Origin of the sequence: uncultured Eudoraea sp. (assembly GCF_947490415.1) — a bacterium.
Taxonomy (GTDB): Bacteria; Bacteroidota; Bacteroidia; order Flavobacteriales; family Flavobacteriaceae; genus Eudoraea.
This window is the reverse complement of sequence record NZ_CANLGX010000008.1, coordinates 69,321-84,588: the sequence shown is the minus strand read 5'-3', so window position 1 is coordinate 84,588 and position 15,268 is coordinate 69,321. Positions and strand designations below refer to the sequence as shown.

Annotated in this window: 18 protein-coding genes and 1 pseudogene; 15 read left to right on the top strand and 4 right to left on the bottom strand. The window is 37.8% G+C overall.

The annotated features are described in order from the left end of the window. Positions 1-63: 63 nt before the first annotated feature. From Q0874_RS16495 to Q0874_RS16445, 11 genes and pseudogenes are all read left to right on the top strand, one after another. Positions 64-984, top strand: coding sequence for a carbon-nitrogen hydrolase family protein (locus Q0874_RS16495; RefSeq protein WP_299164622.1), 921 nt, complete (start codon positions 64-66; stop codon positions 982-984). Between the two features lie 10 nt (positions 985-994). Next, positions 995-1,957 carry an exo-alpha-sialidase gene (locus Q0874_RS16490; RefSeq protein WP_299164621.1) on the top strand — a complete coding sequence of 321 codons (963 nt, stop codon included), beginning with the start codon at positions 995-997 and terminating at the stop codon, positions 1,955-1,957. A 5-nt stretch (positions 1,958-1,962) separates the two neighbouring features. Beyond that, complete coding sequence (locus Q0874_RS16485; RefSeq protein WP_299164620.1) at positions 1,963-2,328, top strand: cupin domain-containing protein; 366 nt, start codon at positions 1,963-1,965, stop codon at positions 2,326-2,328. Between the two features lie 6 nt (positions 2,329-2,334). After that, positions 2,335-3,273 carry a 2-hydroxyacid dehydrogenase gene (locus Q0874_RS16480; RefSeq protein ID WP_299164619.1) on the top strand — a complete coding sequence of 313 codons (939 nt, stop codon included), beginning with the start codon at positions 2,335-2,337 and terminating at the stop codon, positions 3,271-3,273. 23 nt (positions 3,274-3,296) lie between these two features. Then, positions 3,297-3,752 carry a DUF1801 domain-containing protein gene (locus Q0874_RS16475; protein WP_299164618.1) on the top strand — a complete coding sequence of 152 codons (456 nt, stop codon included), beginning with the start codon at positions 3,297-3,299 and terminating at the stop codon, positions 3,750-3,752. Between the two features lie 10 nt (positions 3,753-3,762). After that, positions 3,763-4,148, top strand: a pseudogene (locus Q0874_RS16470) (VOC family protein). Positions 4,149-4,199: 51 nt separating this feature from the next. Further along, positions 4,200-4,703 carry a TM2 domain-containing protein gene (locus Q0874_RS16465; protein WP_299164617.1) on the top strand — a complete coding sequence of 168 codons (504 nt, stop codon included), beginning with the start codon at positions 4,200-4,202 and terminating at the stop codon, positions 4,701-4,703. Between the two features lie 80 nt (positions 4,704-4,783). After that, positions 4,784-5,107 carry a helix-turn-helix transcriptional regulator gene (locus Q0874_RS16460; protein ID WP_299164616.1) on the top strand — a complete coding sequence of 108 codons (324 nt, stop codon included), beginning with the start codon at positions 4,784-4,786 and terminating at the stop codon, positions 5,105-5,107. 10 nt (positions 5,108-5,117) lie between these two features. Next, entirely contained in the window at positions 5,118-5,606 is a 489-nt protein-coding gene (locus Q0874_RS16455) for a DUF6428 family protein (protein WP_299164615.1), read from the top strand. A 21-nt stretch (positions 5,607-5,627) separates the two neighbouring features. Then, positions 5,628-6,149: a GNAT family N-acetyltransferase gene (locus Q0874_RS16450; RefSeq protein WP_299164614.1), complete on the top strand. Its 522-nt coding sequence runs from the start codon at positions 5,628-5,630 to the stop codon at positions 6,147-6,149. A 36-nt stretch (positions 6,150-6,185) separates the two neighbouring features. Then, positions 6,186-6,605 (top strand): arsenate reductase ArsC, encoded by a 420-nt coding sequence (locus Q0874_RS16445; RefSeq protein WP_299164613.1) that lies wholly within the window; start codon positions 6,186-6,188, stop codon positions 6,603-6,605. Here Q0874_RS16445 and Q0874_RS16440 read toward each other — a convergent pair. The 3 genes from Q0874_RS16440 to Q0874_RS16430 all read right to left on the bottom strand — a co-directional run bounded on the left by Q0874_RS16440 (position 6,602) and on the right by Q0874_RS16430 (position 10,227). Next, positions 6,602-8,413, bottom strand: a complete 1,812-nt coding sequence (locus Q0874_RS16440; RefSeq protein WP_299164612.1) for a lysophospholipid acyltransferase family protein — start codon at positions 8,411-8,413, stop codon at positions 6,602-6,604. The two genes, Q0874_RS16445 and Q0874_RS16440, sit on opposite strands and share 4 nt — an antisense overlap. Before the next feature lie 84 nt (positions 8,414-8,497). Further along, entirely contained in the window at positions 8,498-9,751 is a 1,254-nt protein-coding gene (locus Q0874_RS16435) for an aspartate kinase (RefSeq protein WP_299164611.1), read from the bottom strand. Further along, on the bottom strand, positions 9,748-10,227 hold the full coding sequence (locus Q0874_RS16430; RefSeq protein ID WP_299164610.1) for a GNAT family N-acetyltransferase: 480 nt from the start codon (positions 10,225-10,227) through the stop codon (positions 9,748-9,750). Before Q0874_RS16430 ends, Q0874_RS16435 begins: the two co-directional genes overlap by 4 nt. Positions 10,228-10,340: 113 nt before the next feature. On the opposite strand from Q0874_RS16430, the gene fbp reads away from it, so the two are divergent. Then, a complete protein-coding gene (gene fbp, locus Q0874_RS16425) occupies positions 10,341-11,363 on the top strand; it encodes a class 1 fructose-bisphosphatase (protein ID WP_299164609.1) in 1,023 nt (340 codons plus the stop codon). Between the two features lie 29 nt (positions 11,364-11,392). On the opposite strand, the gene Q0874_RS16420 is transcribed toward fbp, so the two are convergent. Next, on the bottom strand, positions 11,393-11,815 hold the full coding sequence (locus tag Q0874_RS16420) for a TerB family tellurite resistance protein (RefSeq protein ID WP_299164608.1): 423 nt from the start codon (positions 11,813-11,815) through the stop codon (positions 11,393-11,395). Positions 11,816-11,901: 86 nt separating this feature from the next. Between Q0874_RS16420 and Q0874_RS16415 the strand changes: the two genes are divergently transcribed. From Q0874_RS16415 to pdeM, 3 genes are all read left to right on the top strand, one after another. Beyond that, entirely contained in the window at positions 11,902-12,084 is a 183-nt protein-coding gene (locus Q0874_RS16415) for a hypothetical protein (RefSeq protein WP_299164607.1), read from the top strand. Beyond that, a complete protein-coding gene (locus Q0874_RS16410) occupies positions 12,081-14,549 on the top strand; it encodes a ligase-associated DNA damage response DEXH box helicase (RefSeq protein ID WP_299164606.1) in 2,469 nt (822 codons plus the stop codon). The genes Q0874_RS16415 and Q0874_RS16410 overlap by 4 nt, the downstream gene beginning before the upstream one ends. Before the next feature lie 73 nt (positions 14,550-14,622). Next, complete coding sequence (gene pdeM / locus Q0874_RS16405) at positions 14,623-15,255, top strand: ligase-associated DNA damage response endonuclease PdeM (protein ID WP_299164605.1); 633 nt, start codon at positions 14,623-14,625, stop codon at positions 15,253-15,255. Positions 15,256-15,268: the final 13 nt, after the last annotated feature.

The window sequence follows — 15,268 nt, the reverse complement described above, 5'->3', positions numbered from 1 at the left end:
TTAAAATTGGATACCTTAGAGTCCCCGAAATCTAAAATAAATTCTATTTAAGAATTTCAGTCTATGCTAATAAAAGTAGGATTAGTCCAGGAAAGCCCTGTTTTTTTTAATAAGGTGGAAACAATTTCTAAAATTGGGAAGATCACCAAAACATATGCTGCAAAGGGATGTAATTTATTGGTTTTTCCGGAATCTTTTATACCGGGTTATCCAAGAGGCTTTACTTTCGGGGCCACTATAGGCAGCAGATCTGAAAAGGGACGCAAGCTTTATGCTGAATACTATGAAAACAGCCTCAATGTGCAGAGTGAAGACCTTAAAAGACTCGAAGACATTTCAAAAAAAAATAAAACCTACCTGGTAATAGGTGTGACTGAAAAAGACGATATAAGTGGCAGTCTATACTGTTCAATGCTCTATATATCCCCTACTTCCGGATTGCTTGGTACGCATCGAAAAATTAAACCTACCGGAACCGAAAGAATTGTCTGGGCAGAAGCTTCCGGTGAATCATTAACTACCTATCAAACTAAAATAGGCAAGTTGGGAGGCTTGATCTGCTGGGAAAATTATATGCCTCTTGCCAGAATGTCTATGTACAGGAAAGGTGTTGAAATTTATATTGCCCCTACGGCCGATGCCCGTGAAGAATGGACCTCCACTATGCAACATATCGCTTTGGAAGGCAGATGCTATGTACTTGGTTGCAACCAGTATTTTACAAAATCTATGTATCCGGAAAAGTACCGGACTCTTGTTTCTGATGAACCCGAAACAATGTGTCGAGGAGGCAGCATTATAGTGGCTCCTGACGGAAAAATTCTTGCCGGTCCATTGTATGATAAGGCAGGAGTTCTTATGGCTGAAATAGATCTTGAAGAAATTAGGTTAAATAAACTCGATTTTGATGTTATAGGACATTATGCAAGAAATGATATTTTTGATTTTGACGTCAAAGACCAGCCTGAAACAAAAAAAGAATAAAATTTATATAATGAAATACCCTTTACCCTATTTTTTCATTATAATCTTATTAATTGCCAGCTGTAAAAAAGAAAAAACTCTAGCAATAGATCTTGAGATTAGCCCTGAACAACTCGAAGTCTTTGCCAAAGATCTTATATCCACTCCTTTATACGAAAGAGATATTGCCATTTCGCCAGACGGAAACCAAATAGTCTATACCCTTGGAAATTATAATCAGACCATAAGAACTTTGGTAAACATAAAAAAAGAAAGTAATAAATGGGGCCAGAAAGTGATACTCCCCTTTTCCGGGAATTACAATGATATTGAACCATTTTTTGCTGCTGATGGCAGTAAATTGTTCTTTGCTTCAAACAGACCTATTGGAGGAGACAGTACAAGGACCGATTACAATATATGGTACTCAGAGCTGGTCGATGGCCATTGGAATAAGCCCATTGCCCTTGACACCCTTGTGAACAGTCAACAGGATGAATTTTACCCGTCTGTAAGTGCTAATGGCAATTTATATTTTACTGCAACAAAAACTGAAGGTATAGGTAGGGAAGATATATTTTTAAGCACTTTTTCGGAAGGGAAATACCAGGCGCCGATTGTATTAGATTCAACAATTAACACAAAAGTCTTCGAGTTTAATGCCTATATTAATCCAGAAGAAGATTTATTGATTTTCAGTTCTTATGGAAGACCTGATGGCCTGGGAGGTGGCGACCTGTATTACAGTAAAAAAGATAAAACCGGCAATTGGAGAGAAGCTAAGAATTTAGGTGACATCATTAACTCAGACAAGCTAGATTACTGCCCATTTATAGATATACCGAGAAATAATTTTTACTTTACCAGTGACAGGGCTAAGCCCGCAGAGGAAAGGATAAACACAGTCCCGGAACTAACCATTGAAGCCAACAAGGTTTTGAATGGTATGGGAAACATTTACAGAATTCGAATGGATAAATTAAATCTGAAATAAAAGAGATGAAAGCCATAAATTTAAAACAGAAACATGCCGCATTTAGTAAATTATGGCACCCGCATCAAATAGCACAGGTAGATGATATGCAGGTAATCCTCGCAAAAATTCAGGGAGAGTTTGTATGGCATTCCCACGAAAATGAGGATGAACTTTTTCAGGTTTTAAAAGGTACTTTATATATGCAATTCAGAGACCGGACAGAGGTTGTGAAAGAAGGTGAAATCATAGTTGTTCCAAGAGGAGTAGAACACAATCCGTCTACAAAAGACAATGAAGAAGTACATTTATTGCTCTTTGAAAAGTTGACAACGGCCCACACAGGTAACGTGCAGCACGCAATGACACAAACCGAATATCCACTAATTTAAACAAGAATGAAAATCCTCCACCTAGACACCAACCATCCTTTGCTCATAGAGGAATTCAACGCCCTCGGTTTTGAGAATGTTGAAGAATATACTGCGCCCAAATCTGAGGTTGAAAAGAGAATTCACCTCTACGACGGGCTTATTATCAGAAGTAGATTTACCATAGACCAATCCTTTTTGGAGAAAGCACAAAACCTCAAATTTATAGGCAGACTTGGGGCTGGTTTGGAAAACATTGACGTGGATTATGCCAGGTATAAAGGAATTTTTCTGGCGGCCGCGCCCGAAGGAAACCGCAATGCTGTTGGGGAACATGCCCTGGGATTATTATTGGCCCTTTTTAATAAGCTCACGAAAGCTAACCGTGAAGTAAAAAAAGGCATCTGGGACAGGGAAGGAAACCGGGGGATAGAATTGGATGGCAAAACTGTTGGTATTATCGGTTATGGCAATACTGGGAAAGCCTTTGCCAAAAAACTAAGCGGTTTTGATGTAGAAGTAATTTGCTATGATATTATTGGGGGCGTATCTGATGAAAATGCCAGGCAGGTAGGAATAATGGAATTGGAGCAAAGATCAGACGTAATAAGTCTTCACGTGCCTCAAACCGAATTAACACTGGGAATGATTAATACTGAGTTTATAAATGCGTTTCAAAAACCTTTTTGGTTGTTAAATACGGCAAGAGGAAAATGCGTAGTGACCGAAGATCTGGTTGCCGCATTAAAGTCCGGGAAAATTTTAGGAGCGGGATTAGACGTTCTGGAATATGAAAAAACTTCTTTTGAAGACATGTTTACCCAGCATGAATTCCCGGAGGCCTTTCAATATCTGATTGATGCCGATAACGTAATCCTCTCTCCGCATGTTGCCGGATGGACCGTTGAAAGCAAGGAGAAATTAGCACAGACTATTGTAGACAAAATCAAGTCCAGATTTTGTTAAATTAGGATATAAATAAAACAACTATGCAATCTAATGCCAAAACACCCGAAGAATATATTTCTGAACTACCCGAAGACAGAAAACAAGCTATAATGAAATTACGGGATGCCCTATTAAAAAATCTTCCCAAGGGTTTTGAAGAAGTTATGAGTTATGGTATGATAGGCTACGTTGTGCCCCATTCTATATACCCGTCAGGGTACCATACGAATCCCGAGCTACCTTTGCCATTTATAAATATTGCTTCACAAAAAAACTTTATAGCCCTTTATCATATGGGAATTTATAGTGATAAAAGTTTATTAACCTGGTTTGTTTCGGAATACCCTAAACACGTAAAAACCAAATTAGACATGGGTAAAAGTTGCATTCGCTTTAAAAACATAGAGCATATTCCCTATTCGCTAATAGGCGAATTAGCCGCAAAAATGACTGCTGAACAATGGATAAAAATATACGAACAGGCCAAAAAAAAATAAACTGCATATTATGAAAAATAGAGTTACAGGATTAGGAGGGGTTTTTTTAAAACAAAAGAACCGGATAAGATAAAAGACTGGTATAAAAATCATCTGGGGCTGAATACAGACCAATACGGCTGCACCTTCTGGTGGAAAGATAAAGAGGGTAATGATTGTTCTACGCAATGGAGCCCTTTTAAGGAAGATACCACCAATTTTAATCCTAGTAAAAAGGGTTTTATGATGAATTTTCGTGTTTAAAATTTAGTAGAATTATTGGCCGTATTAAAAGAGGAAGGTGTTACTGTTTTAGGGGAAATGCAAGAATACGATTATGGTAAATTTGGATGGATTATAGATCCGGAAGGTAATAAGCTAGAGCTTTGGGAACCAGTGGATAAAGCATTTCTTTGATTGAAAAATAATTATTACATTTAAGAGAGTATTAACCAACACAAAATAATCATGTCTGAAGAAAATAAGGATCCCGAAGACAAAGCAGAAGGGAAATTTGATAAAGCTAAAAGTAAGGCCAAAGAATCTGCTAAAGAAGCGAAAGAGAAAGCTAAGGAATTTGCTGAAGAGGCCAAAGAATCTGCCAAAGAATTCGCTGAAGAAACTAAAGAAGCTGCCAGTGATTTTGCAGAGGGAGCTAAGAAAACCGCAGGTGAATTTTCAGAAGGTATGAAAGGAGTCACAGAAAGTGATAATAAAAAAATACTGGCCGGGATACTGGCTATAATCTTAGGCTCCTTAGGAATTCATAAATTTATATTGGGTTATCAGAAGGAAGGTTTTATCCTATTAGGAGTAACTATTATTGGCTTTGTTCTTAGCTGCGTTGGTGTGGGAGTATTTATGGTTTGGATAACAGGTATGATTGGATTGATAGAAGGTATTATTTACCTTACCAAGTCTGATGAGGATTTTTATAATACCTATCAGGTAGGCAAAAAACCCTGGTTCTAAAATATAAAAAGTCGGGTTTTTTATGATCTGGCTTTTTTTATTAAAACTATTATCGTAATATTGCAATATATAAATATGTAATGGGAACAACTAAAACACAAATTTTTACTGCCGAACAAAATGAACTGGCGATTATCTTAAAGGTATTGGCCAACCCCGCACGGATTGCCATCTTACAATATATTAGTAATCAGAGCGCCTGTATTTGTAATGATATAGTTGAAGAAATAGGGCTTGCTCAACCAACCATTTCCCAGCATTTAAAGGAACTCAAAAGTATTAATTTAATTGAGGGTGAAATTAGTGGTAAAAGGGTCTGTTACTGTATTAACCAAAAGAAATGGCAGGAAATACTCGCCTTAATAAATGATTTCTTCTATAAAACAAATTTAAACTGTTGCTAAAAACAAATTAATGAAAACAAAAGAATTTTTATCGCTCTTAAGGGATAACGGAAATAAAGAATTAGTATTTGACTACAACAAAGGGGCATTAGTAGGTGCAAACTATCACCTTACTGAGGTGAAAAATATAATAGTTGACTCAGTGGATTGCGGTGCAGGAACTGATTTTTGGAAAGAAACCATAGTCCAACTTTGGGAAAGTCCATCCGAATTAGACAAAACAAGGTATATGTCTGTTTCTAAAGCACTTCAAATTCTAAACAGGGTAAACGGAATTAAACCTATGGAATTGGAAGCCGAGCTTAAGATTGAATATAGCAACGCTAACTTCCACACCGCTCAGTTATTTATTGATGGGTACGATATTTTTGAAGACCGATTACTGATTAAACTGGTCGTGGAAAAAACGGACTGTAAGGCTAAAGAGGAATGTGCGGTTCCCATTGAAGCTAATGCAGAAAAAGAAGCCTGTTGCTCTCCCGGCGGAGGTTGCTGTTAGAAATTTGGTAATATAGCCAAGATGTCCATAAACCATTTAAAAGAGTCCGGCTTTTTAATTTTAGAAATGTCCGAAGCCCATTGGCCTGAAGTTTCTCAAATATATAAGCAAGGTATCGATACGGGCTTTGCAACATTTGAAAAGGAGATCCCCTCCTATGAGCAATGGAATAGAAATCATATTTCAAGTTGCAGATTAATAGCTCTAAGAGATGGTAAGGTCGCAGGATGGGCGGCACTATCCCCTGTCTCCGGCAGGTGTGTTTACGGAGGAGTTGCTGAAGTAAGTGTTTATGTTGCAGAAAAAGCCCGGGGGAAAGGTGTGGGCATACTTCTTATGGAAGAACTTATCATATCTAGTGAAATGGCAGGTGTCTGGACATTGCAATCGGGTATTTTTCCTGAAAATACCGGTAGCATCAAACTTCATGAGAAAGTTGGTTTCCGCTTTTTGGGCAAACGGGAAAGAATAGGTCAGTTGGACGGAATTTGGAAAGACAATTTACTATTTGAAAGACGAAGTAAAATTGTTGGGATAAATTAAAATATTTTAAATCGAAAACTTAAAAAAGTAATTAGTATGAAAAATATCTTGGTATTGTGTACGGGTAACTCCTGCCGCAGTCAAATGGCACATGGCTATCTCAGTGCGCTACTAAATGGGAAGGCCAAAATATACAGTGCGGGAATTGAAACGCATGGACTGAATCCCGGTGCAGTGGCAATAATGAAAGAGGATGGAATAGACATTTCAACGCATACCTCAAATAATGTAGATGAATACGATGGAATCCCCTGGGATTTTATAATTACTGTCTGTGACCATGCCAGGGAAAACTGCCCCTATATTCCCTCAAAGGATGCAAAAAGGATCCACCATAACTTTTTTGACCCTTCCAAAGTAATTGGAACAGAAGAAGAAAAGCATACGGCCTTTTTAAAAGCACGCAATGAGATAAGAGATTTTTGTAAAAAATTTGCAGAAAAGGAATTGAACTAGGCAGTCCCGCTCTTTTCGGTAAGTTTTCTTTCCAACTCTGCCTGAAACTCTTCCATCACAGGCCTTACGGTACTCTCAGGCAAGTCGGCAATTTTTATATACATAAGGCCGTCCACTGAATTATTAAATAACGGATCAACATTAAATGCAACCACTCTGGCATTCTGTTTAATATACTTTTTTATTAACACGGGTAATCTAAGGCTTCCCGGTTCTACTTCGTCAATTAACCTGTCAAATTTATTAAGGTCTGCCTCCGTTTCATCAAATATGAATTCCTTATCGGCATCATTTAATTTTACTTTAAATTCCTTTTTCGGCCTGATATATTGTGCTACATACGGATCCCAATAATTTGATTTCATAAATTCTATCATCAGGGACTTGGAAAAATTTGAAAATTGGTTGCTTATGCTAACTCCACCAATTAAATATTTATGTTCGGGATGCCTTAATGTAGTATGAACTATGCCCTTCCAAAGCAGAAACAAAGGCATTGGTTTTTGCTGATATTCCTTAACAATATAGGCACGGCCCATTTCAATGGACTGCCTCATCATTCCGTATAATTCAGGTTCAAATCCAAACAGGTCCTGTAAATAGAAACCATTAATCCCATAGTTCTTAAAAATTTCGGAACCCATCCCCATCCTATAGGCACCAACTATTTTCTTTTCGGCATTATCCCACAGAAACAAATGGTGGTAGTAATAATCAAATTTATCCAGATCAATAGAATTGTTTGTTCCCTCGCCTATTGCCCTGAATGTCAGTTCTCTTTGTCTTCCAATTTCCTTAAGAATAAAAGGCATATCGTTTGCCTGAGCCAAAAACACCTCATAATTCTTGCTTTCTAATAAACGGCAATCCTTCTCTCTTAATTTTTCTAATTCGCCTTGTATTACCTCCGTCCGCATTTCACCGGCTATCTTTCTTGGAGGTTTTGGTATTTTCAAATTGGTGGGTATCTGGTCTATTAAACGTTCTTTTTCATACGCATTTGCGAGCATGTATGTTTTTTTACGCAACAGTTCTGAAAACTCCGCCAAACTTTGATTTTCCTTCTGGGATTTTACGGGAATGGGTTGTCCTATTCTTACTTTAATAGCCCTGTTCCTTTGAGTAGTAACTTCAGAAGGTAATTTAGCCGTCCTGAAGATATCGTTGAACTTTGATAAATGATAGAATAATTTACTATTCTTTGCATGAAAATAAATGGGAACAACAGGTACCTCGGCTTTTCGAATAAGTTTTAAAGCAGATTCCTCCCAGGGCTTGTCAACTATTAGTTTTCCATCTTTATAGGTGGATACTTCTCCTGCCGGGAAAATACCCAGGGGATGTCCATCCCTTAAATGACTCAAAGCGTTTTTAAAACCTGCAATACTACTTTTGGCATCTTTGTGGTTTTCAAAAGGATTCACAGGCATGATATAGGGCGACATTGGTTCGATCCGGTGAAGTAAAAAATTAGCAATAATCTTGAAATCAGGTCTCTGTTGCAACATCAACTTTAGAAGTAAAACCCCATCAATACCTCCCAGCGGATGATTGCTTATAGTAATGTAGGCTCCATCCTTAGGAAGTCTCTTAAAATCACCTTCCGGAATTTCAAAGTCTATTTCATAATGTTCGAGGATGGCGTCGAGGAATTCAGATCCCTCCAATTCCTTATGCTGGTCATAAAACTTATTGATTTCAGACAATTTGGTTAACCTTACCAGGATCCATCCTATGAATGTTCCGAAAAAACCATATCGCTCGAGATTTATGGCCTTGGCTACTTCTTTTACGGTGACTAAACCCATAGACTATTTAACTATATATAAGTAAATATAGGGAAATCAAGAGGAGAGCCCATTATTTTAACATAGTAAACTACTGCTTTTAATTTACTGCTTTACCACTAATTGTAAGGTTTCCTTTCCGCGCTGTTCTAAAAGAACATCTCTCCCATTCTGTAAAGATTTTATGGCCTCAGTATTAAAGTGTCGGATAGTATACAAAGAAACATCCTCATGACAGACTACCTTAAACTTACCAGACAGTTGATCCAATAAATCACTAAGTCGGTTAAACTTGTTATCTACACAAACGGAAAAACTAATTGCGGAATTTTGTATAAGGTCCACCTTCATTTTATAATCGTGCAGCAATTTAAAGAGGTCACCTATACTGTCTTCAACAATAAATGAAAAATCCAGGGAAGAGAGTTTCATCAAGACCTGGTTCTTCTTAACAATAAAACAAGGTATCTCGGGTTCAATCCCTATACCTTTACCAACTGTAGTACCGGCATCCTTAGGATTAATAAACGATTTAACATGAAGAGGTATTTCCTTTCTCTGCAAGGGCTGTAAAGTCTTGGGGTGAATTACAGACGCTCCGTAAAAAGCCAGTTCTATAGCCTCGCGATAAGATATTTTGTTTAAAAGACGTGTCTCCTCAAAATACCTTGGATCTGCATTTAGTACTCCCGGAACATCTTTCCAAATGGTAACCGAATTGGCATTGAGACAATAGGCCAGAATAGCTGCAGTATAATCTGAACCTTCTCTGCCAAGTGTTGTGGTAAAATTATTATCGTCACTTGCTAAAAATCCCTGCGTAATATATAATTTATTTGCTTCTACACCCTGCGAAATGTGCTGTTGTGTTTTTTCCCAATTTACCCTGCCATCTCTATAGTTGTCATCGGTCTTTATAAAATCCCGAATGTCAATCCAGTAATTTTTAATCCCTACTTCATTTAGATACATACTCACAATGGTAGTTGAAAGTAATTCTCCATATCCGACTACCTGGTCATAAACAAAACTGTAATTTGGTGATTTGTTCCATGCCAAAAAGCCTTGAACTTCCTTAAATAGAAGGTTAACTTTTGGATAAACAGGGTGTTTTTTATCTTCAAATAAGGCCTCCAGAATAGTTTGGTGATACAAAACCACTTCTTCAAAAGCATTTTTTAATCCCACACGCTTATCAAAATAAGCATTAACGACAGCCTCCATTGCGTTGGTCATTTTTCCCATTGCTGAAACCACTAAAAATGTGTTCTGATGTCCGGTCTCCTCCAGGACTTTTACTAGATTTCTGATTCCATTCGCATCTTTAACCGATGCTCCTCCAAACTTAAATACTCTCATAACTTACTTAAATATTCTTGAATACCTCTTTCATCTAAATGCACCACATCCCAATCGCGCAATACTTTGGCTCCTTTCTTTTCATAAAAATCAATGGCCGGCTCATTCCAGTCGAGCACATCCCAGGATATACGCTTAACGCCCAATTTCGCTGCAAATTTTACAACCTCGTTAAGTAGGGCCGTACCCAGGCCACTGCCCCGGAAGGCTTCCGAAACAATTAAATCTTCCAAATGTACTACAGGACCTTTCCAGGTTGAATACCTGGGATATATCAATGCCATCCCTTTAACACTGTTATTCATAACCCCTACAAAACAATGAAATAATTTCTCATTACCAAATCCGTCATTTACCAGCCCCTCTGTTGTCATCTCAACGGCATTCTCTTCTTTCTCGAATCTAGCTAATTCCTTTATTAGTTCTAAAACCGCGGGCATATCTTCTGCCACGGCTTCCCTGATTTGATATTCCATAATTGTTACAAATAAAACACAAAGTTATAAATATAAAAAACATACAGGCCCCGAAAACCTTATAGTTTAACAAAATAACCGATATTTGTATTCAAATAAAACAACCTTCCTTAATGGATAAAAAAAATAAAACTCTTGGGGAATTTATTATTGAAAATCAAGCCTCTTTCCAATATTCTTCAGGGGAATTATCTAAATTAATAAACGCCATAAGGCTTGCCTGTAAGGTAGTAAATCACGAGGTTAACAAGGCCGGACTTATAGATATCCTTGGAGCAGCAGGAGATACCAATATCCAGGGTGAAGATCAACAAAAATTAGATGTTCTCGCCAATGAAAAATTTATTCAGACCTTAAAGAACAGGGAAATAGTTTGCGGAATAGCATCAGAAGAAGAGGATGATTTTATCAGCGTTAATAGTAATGACGAACTGCACCAGAACAAATATGTTGTCCTTATTGATCCTTTGGATGGTTCATCTAATATTGACGTAAATGTATCTGTCGGAACCATTTTTTCCATTTATAGAAGAATTACCCCTGTTGGTACCCCGGTTACCCTTGAAGATTTTCTTCAGCCAGGCATTAACCAGGTAGCTGCCGGTTATATAATCTATGGGACTTCAACTATGCTTGTGTATACTACAGGATACGGAGTTAATGGATTTACACTAAATCCGGCAATAGGAACATTCTATCTTTCCCATCCGGATATGAAATATCCGGAAACAGGTAAGATATATTCAGTGAATGAAGGTAACTATATTCATTTTCCTCAGGGAGTAAAGGATTATATCAAGTACTGCCAATTAGAAGAAGAAGACAGGCCTTACACCTCAAGATATATTGGTTCTCTGGTTTCAGATTTTCACAGAAATATGATAAAAGGCGGCATTTACTTATATCCCAAAAGCAGTGTTGCTTCTAACGGTAAATTACGCTTGTTATATGAATGCAATCCCATGGCTTATATAGCTGAACAGGCAAATGGAAAAGCCAGTGATGGTTTTAGAAGAATAATGGAAATACAACCGACGGAATTGCACGAACGCGTTCCTTTCTTCTGCGGAAGCTCTAAAATGGTGGAAAAAGCGGAGGAATTTATGGCCAGACAAAAAATTCGAGAAAACGAATAGTTCTGAAGTTTTATTTTTAGTTCCCCCTGCTAATGCTTTAGGATATACAAATAATCATCAAAATTAAATCTTCCACTAAATATGGCCACAGTCTTTTCTATAATGTGGTTCGCTTTTTTTATTGGAAAACCTAATCCAATGGCGTATTTCTTCAGTAATACCATCTCCTCATCGTCTACATGATGATCTACATATATTAATTTAAACAGATCGTATAATCGCTCAAGACGTTCTTCTAAACTATTCGAAGGAGTTATGGGATATTTGTTGGATTTTTTCATTACCTCCTTGTATTCCTCATTGGTAATATCAAGTTTTCGGGCAAATCGGTCTAATAAACCTTTCTCTTTGGGATTAATCTCGCCATCAACGGCTGCAAGAGATGCTAAAGAAGCGAAATGAGCTAAATTTCGCCGGTGTTCACTATGAAAGTATAAATCTACTATAGGCATAAAACAGTACTAATTTAAGCCGTAAATATACTTTTTTTAAAGATCATACTTTTAATAAAACTTCAAAATATTTAACAAATTCTTTCATGTTGGGATTCTATATTCCTGATTGGTTTCAAAGAGAAATTTGTAATTTCACAGAGCGCTCCATGGTCTCATTTTGTATCGAGAGTCAAATCTCAACAGGGAAAGGAATAACCCCCAATAAAGATCAGGACACCCAAAAGACAAGGGTCCAAAAGAACCAAAAGCCAGAAGAGAAAGAATGACAAAACAACAACTTTATAATCTGGCAGAAGATTGGTTTAGTCAACAAGATTGGAAACCTCACCCATTTCAAATAAAAACCTGGTCGGCCTTTTTAAATGGAAAACACGGTCTGCTAAATGCCCCTACAGGGAGTGGAAAGACCTATGCATTGTGGTTTCCTATCATCTTAAACTATATCAAAAATAACCCTGATTATAAGACAAAACATAAAAAAGGACTTAAGGCCATTTGGATTACTCCCTTAAGGGCTTTGTCACAGGAGATAAAGCAATCCGCAGAAAGAGTGAACCGCGATTTAGATACTCAACTTACCGTGGGTATACGCTCCGGAGATACCTCAACTTCTGAAAGGGCCAGGCAACGAAGAGTAATGCCAGACCTGCTTATTACCACTCCCGAAAGTCTGCAATTGCTTTTAGCCACAAAAGGATATGATGTAATTTTTAAGAACTGTTCTGCTATAGTGGTAGATGAATGGCACGAATTGCTTGGCACCAAACGAGGGGTACAAACAGAACTTGGCCTATCACGACTTAAAGGAGTTGCAAAAGATTTACGTATTTGGGGTATTTCTGCCACGATCGGTAATCTTGAGCAGGCCCGAGAAGTACTGTTGGGTCCGGAATCTTCTGCTCATCAAAATTCTGTACTGATTAGGGCCAATCTCAAAAAGAAGATCACCGTAAAGAGTATTATTCCCAAAGAGATGGAAACTTTTCCCTGGCGGGGCCATTTGGGTCTGCGCTTGCTTGATGAAGTAATTCCTATAATAAATAAGAGCAGAACTACACTACTATTTACAAATACCAGAAGTCAATGTGAAATCTGGTTTCAAAAAATCCTGGAAAAACATCCGGAATTAGCCGGTGAAATTGCCATGCATCACGGAAGTATAAATAAGGAAACTAGGCAATGGGTAGAACAAGCTATAAGAAATGAAAGCCTCAAAGCTGTGGTTTGTACATCCAGCCTGGATCTCGGTGTAGATTTCGCGCCGGTGGAAACCGTAGTACAAATTGGTGGGCCAAAAGGTGTTGCCCGGTTTTTACAAAGAGCGGGACGAAGCGGTCATAGACCCGGCGAAGAAAGTGTTATTTATTTCCTTCCAACCCATGCCATCGAACTCGTAGAGGCCTCTGCCCTGAAGCAGGCTGTGAAAAAAAAAGCAGTTGAAGATAGGATCCCCTACCTCAATAGTTTTGATGTTTTAATACAGTACTTAATCACTCTTGCTGTATCAAATGGATTTATCCCGGACAAGATCTTTCCGGAAATTAAGCAAACCTTTTGCTATCAAAGTATTACTGTCGACGAATGGCAATGGCTGTTAAACTTCATTGTTTTGGGAAGTCAGAGTTTACAATCCTATGATGAATACAAAAAGGTAGAGGTAGATGAAAATGGAAAATTCAAAGTTACCAATCGCGGTGTTGCTATGAGACATCGGTTTCAGATAGGCACCATTGTTGGCGACGCAAATATTACTGTTCGTTATCAAAAAGGAGGCTATATAGGAACCATTGAAGAATATTTCATTTCAAAATTAAAGCAGGGTGATGTATTTACTTTTGCGGGGAGAAATCTGGAATTTATCCGCATAAAAGAAATGCAGGCTCACGTGCGAAATTCATCCAAAAAATCCTCAAAAGTACCAGCATGGATGGGCGGCAGATTAACATTATCTGCACAGATGTCAAAATTACTGAGAGAAGAGCTTTACTCAGTACAATTGAATGAAAAAGATCAGTCCCCCGAAATTAGGGCACTTAAAACAATATTTTCCAGACAACAAGTGGAAAGTATTGTGCCTAAACCCAATGAGTTTTTAATAGAAACTTTCCAAACTCAGGAAGGTTACCATCATATCTTTTATCCCTTTGAAGGTAGATTTGTTCATGAGGCGATGGGCAGTTTACTGAGTTACAGAATTAGCCTGCTATCTCCAATTACTTTTTCCCTTGCCTTTAATGACTATGGTTTTGAGCTCTTATCGGATAAAGAACTGGATATGCAACAGGTTCTTGATAACGATTTATTTACGACCTCATACTTGATTGATGATCTTCAAAAAAGCTTGAATTCAACTGAGATGGCGCGGCGTAAGTTCCGCGATATTGCTGTGATTAGCGGAATGGTTTTTACAGGATACCCCGAAAAAGGTGTCAAAATGAAGCATTTGCAGAGTAATTCACAGTTATTATTTGATGTTTTCAGGGATTATGAATCGGATAACCTATTGTTTCAGCAGGCGTTCAGAGAGACTTTTGAACATCAGTTGGAAGAAGGTCGTTTGCGAATTGCTCTGGAACGTATAGCCGGGCAGGAGATCGTATGGAGACCTTGTACAAGTCCCACGCCCTTCTCTTTCCCATTAATCACAGACAGATTGAGGGAAAAACTATCCAGCGAAAAGCTGGCAGACCGCATTAAAAGGATGACCGCCATTTTAACTAAAAGCAAATGAAAAATCAATGAGATGGCAATTCGAATAAGATTTCATTTATTGCATAAACATTACATTATCTATCTTTGAAAAGATGACCCAAACCATTCAAATTCAAGATCAGAATTTCATCCTGCACCCAAGTGGCACCCTTTTTTGGCAGGAGCAGGCCACCCTTCTGATCAGTGACGTACATTTGGGTAAAATCTCCCATTTTAGAAAATTTGGCGCAGCAGTACCTCAGAGAGCCATTTACAAAAATTTTGATTTACTGGATTCAACTATCGCTTTTTTTGATCCCAAAGTGGTTTGCTTTTTAGGCGATTTGTTCCATTCTTCATTAAATCAGGAATGGGTACTCTTTGAAAAATGGGTTAAACATTCTGACTTAAAATTTATTTTGGTCAGGGGAAATCACGATATAATTTCACCTCTGAGATATGAGCGAATTGGAATTCAGGTAGTATCAGAGTTAATCTCAGAAAAATTTCTGCTCACTCATCATCCGGAAGAGCGACAAGGGTATTTTAATTTTTCAGGTCATATTCACCCGGCTATTAAGCTTAGAGGAAGAGGAAAACAATCACTTCGTCTTCCTTGTTTTTTCAAGACACAAGATCAATTAATACTTCCTGCGTTTGGCAAATTTACAGGAACTTACACCATGAAGAAAGCGAAGAAAGATGAAGTATTTGCCATTGCGGATGACATTATTATAAAAATTTGAATCAAAGCTTGGT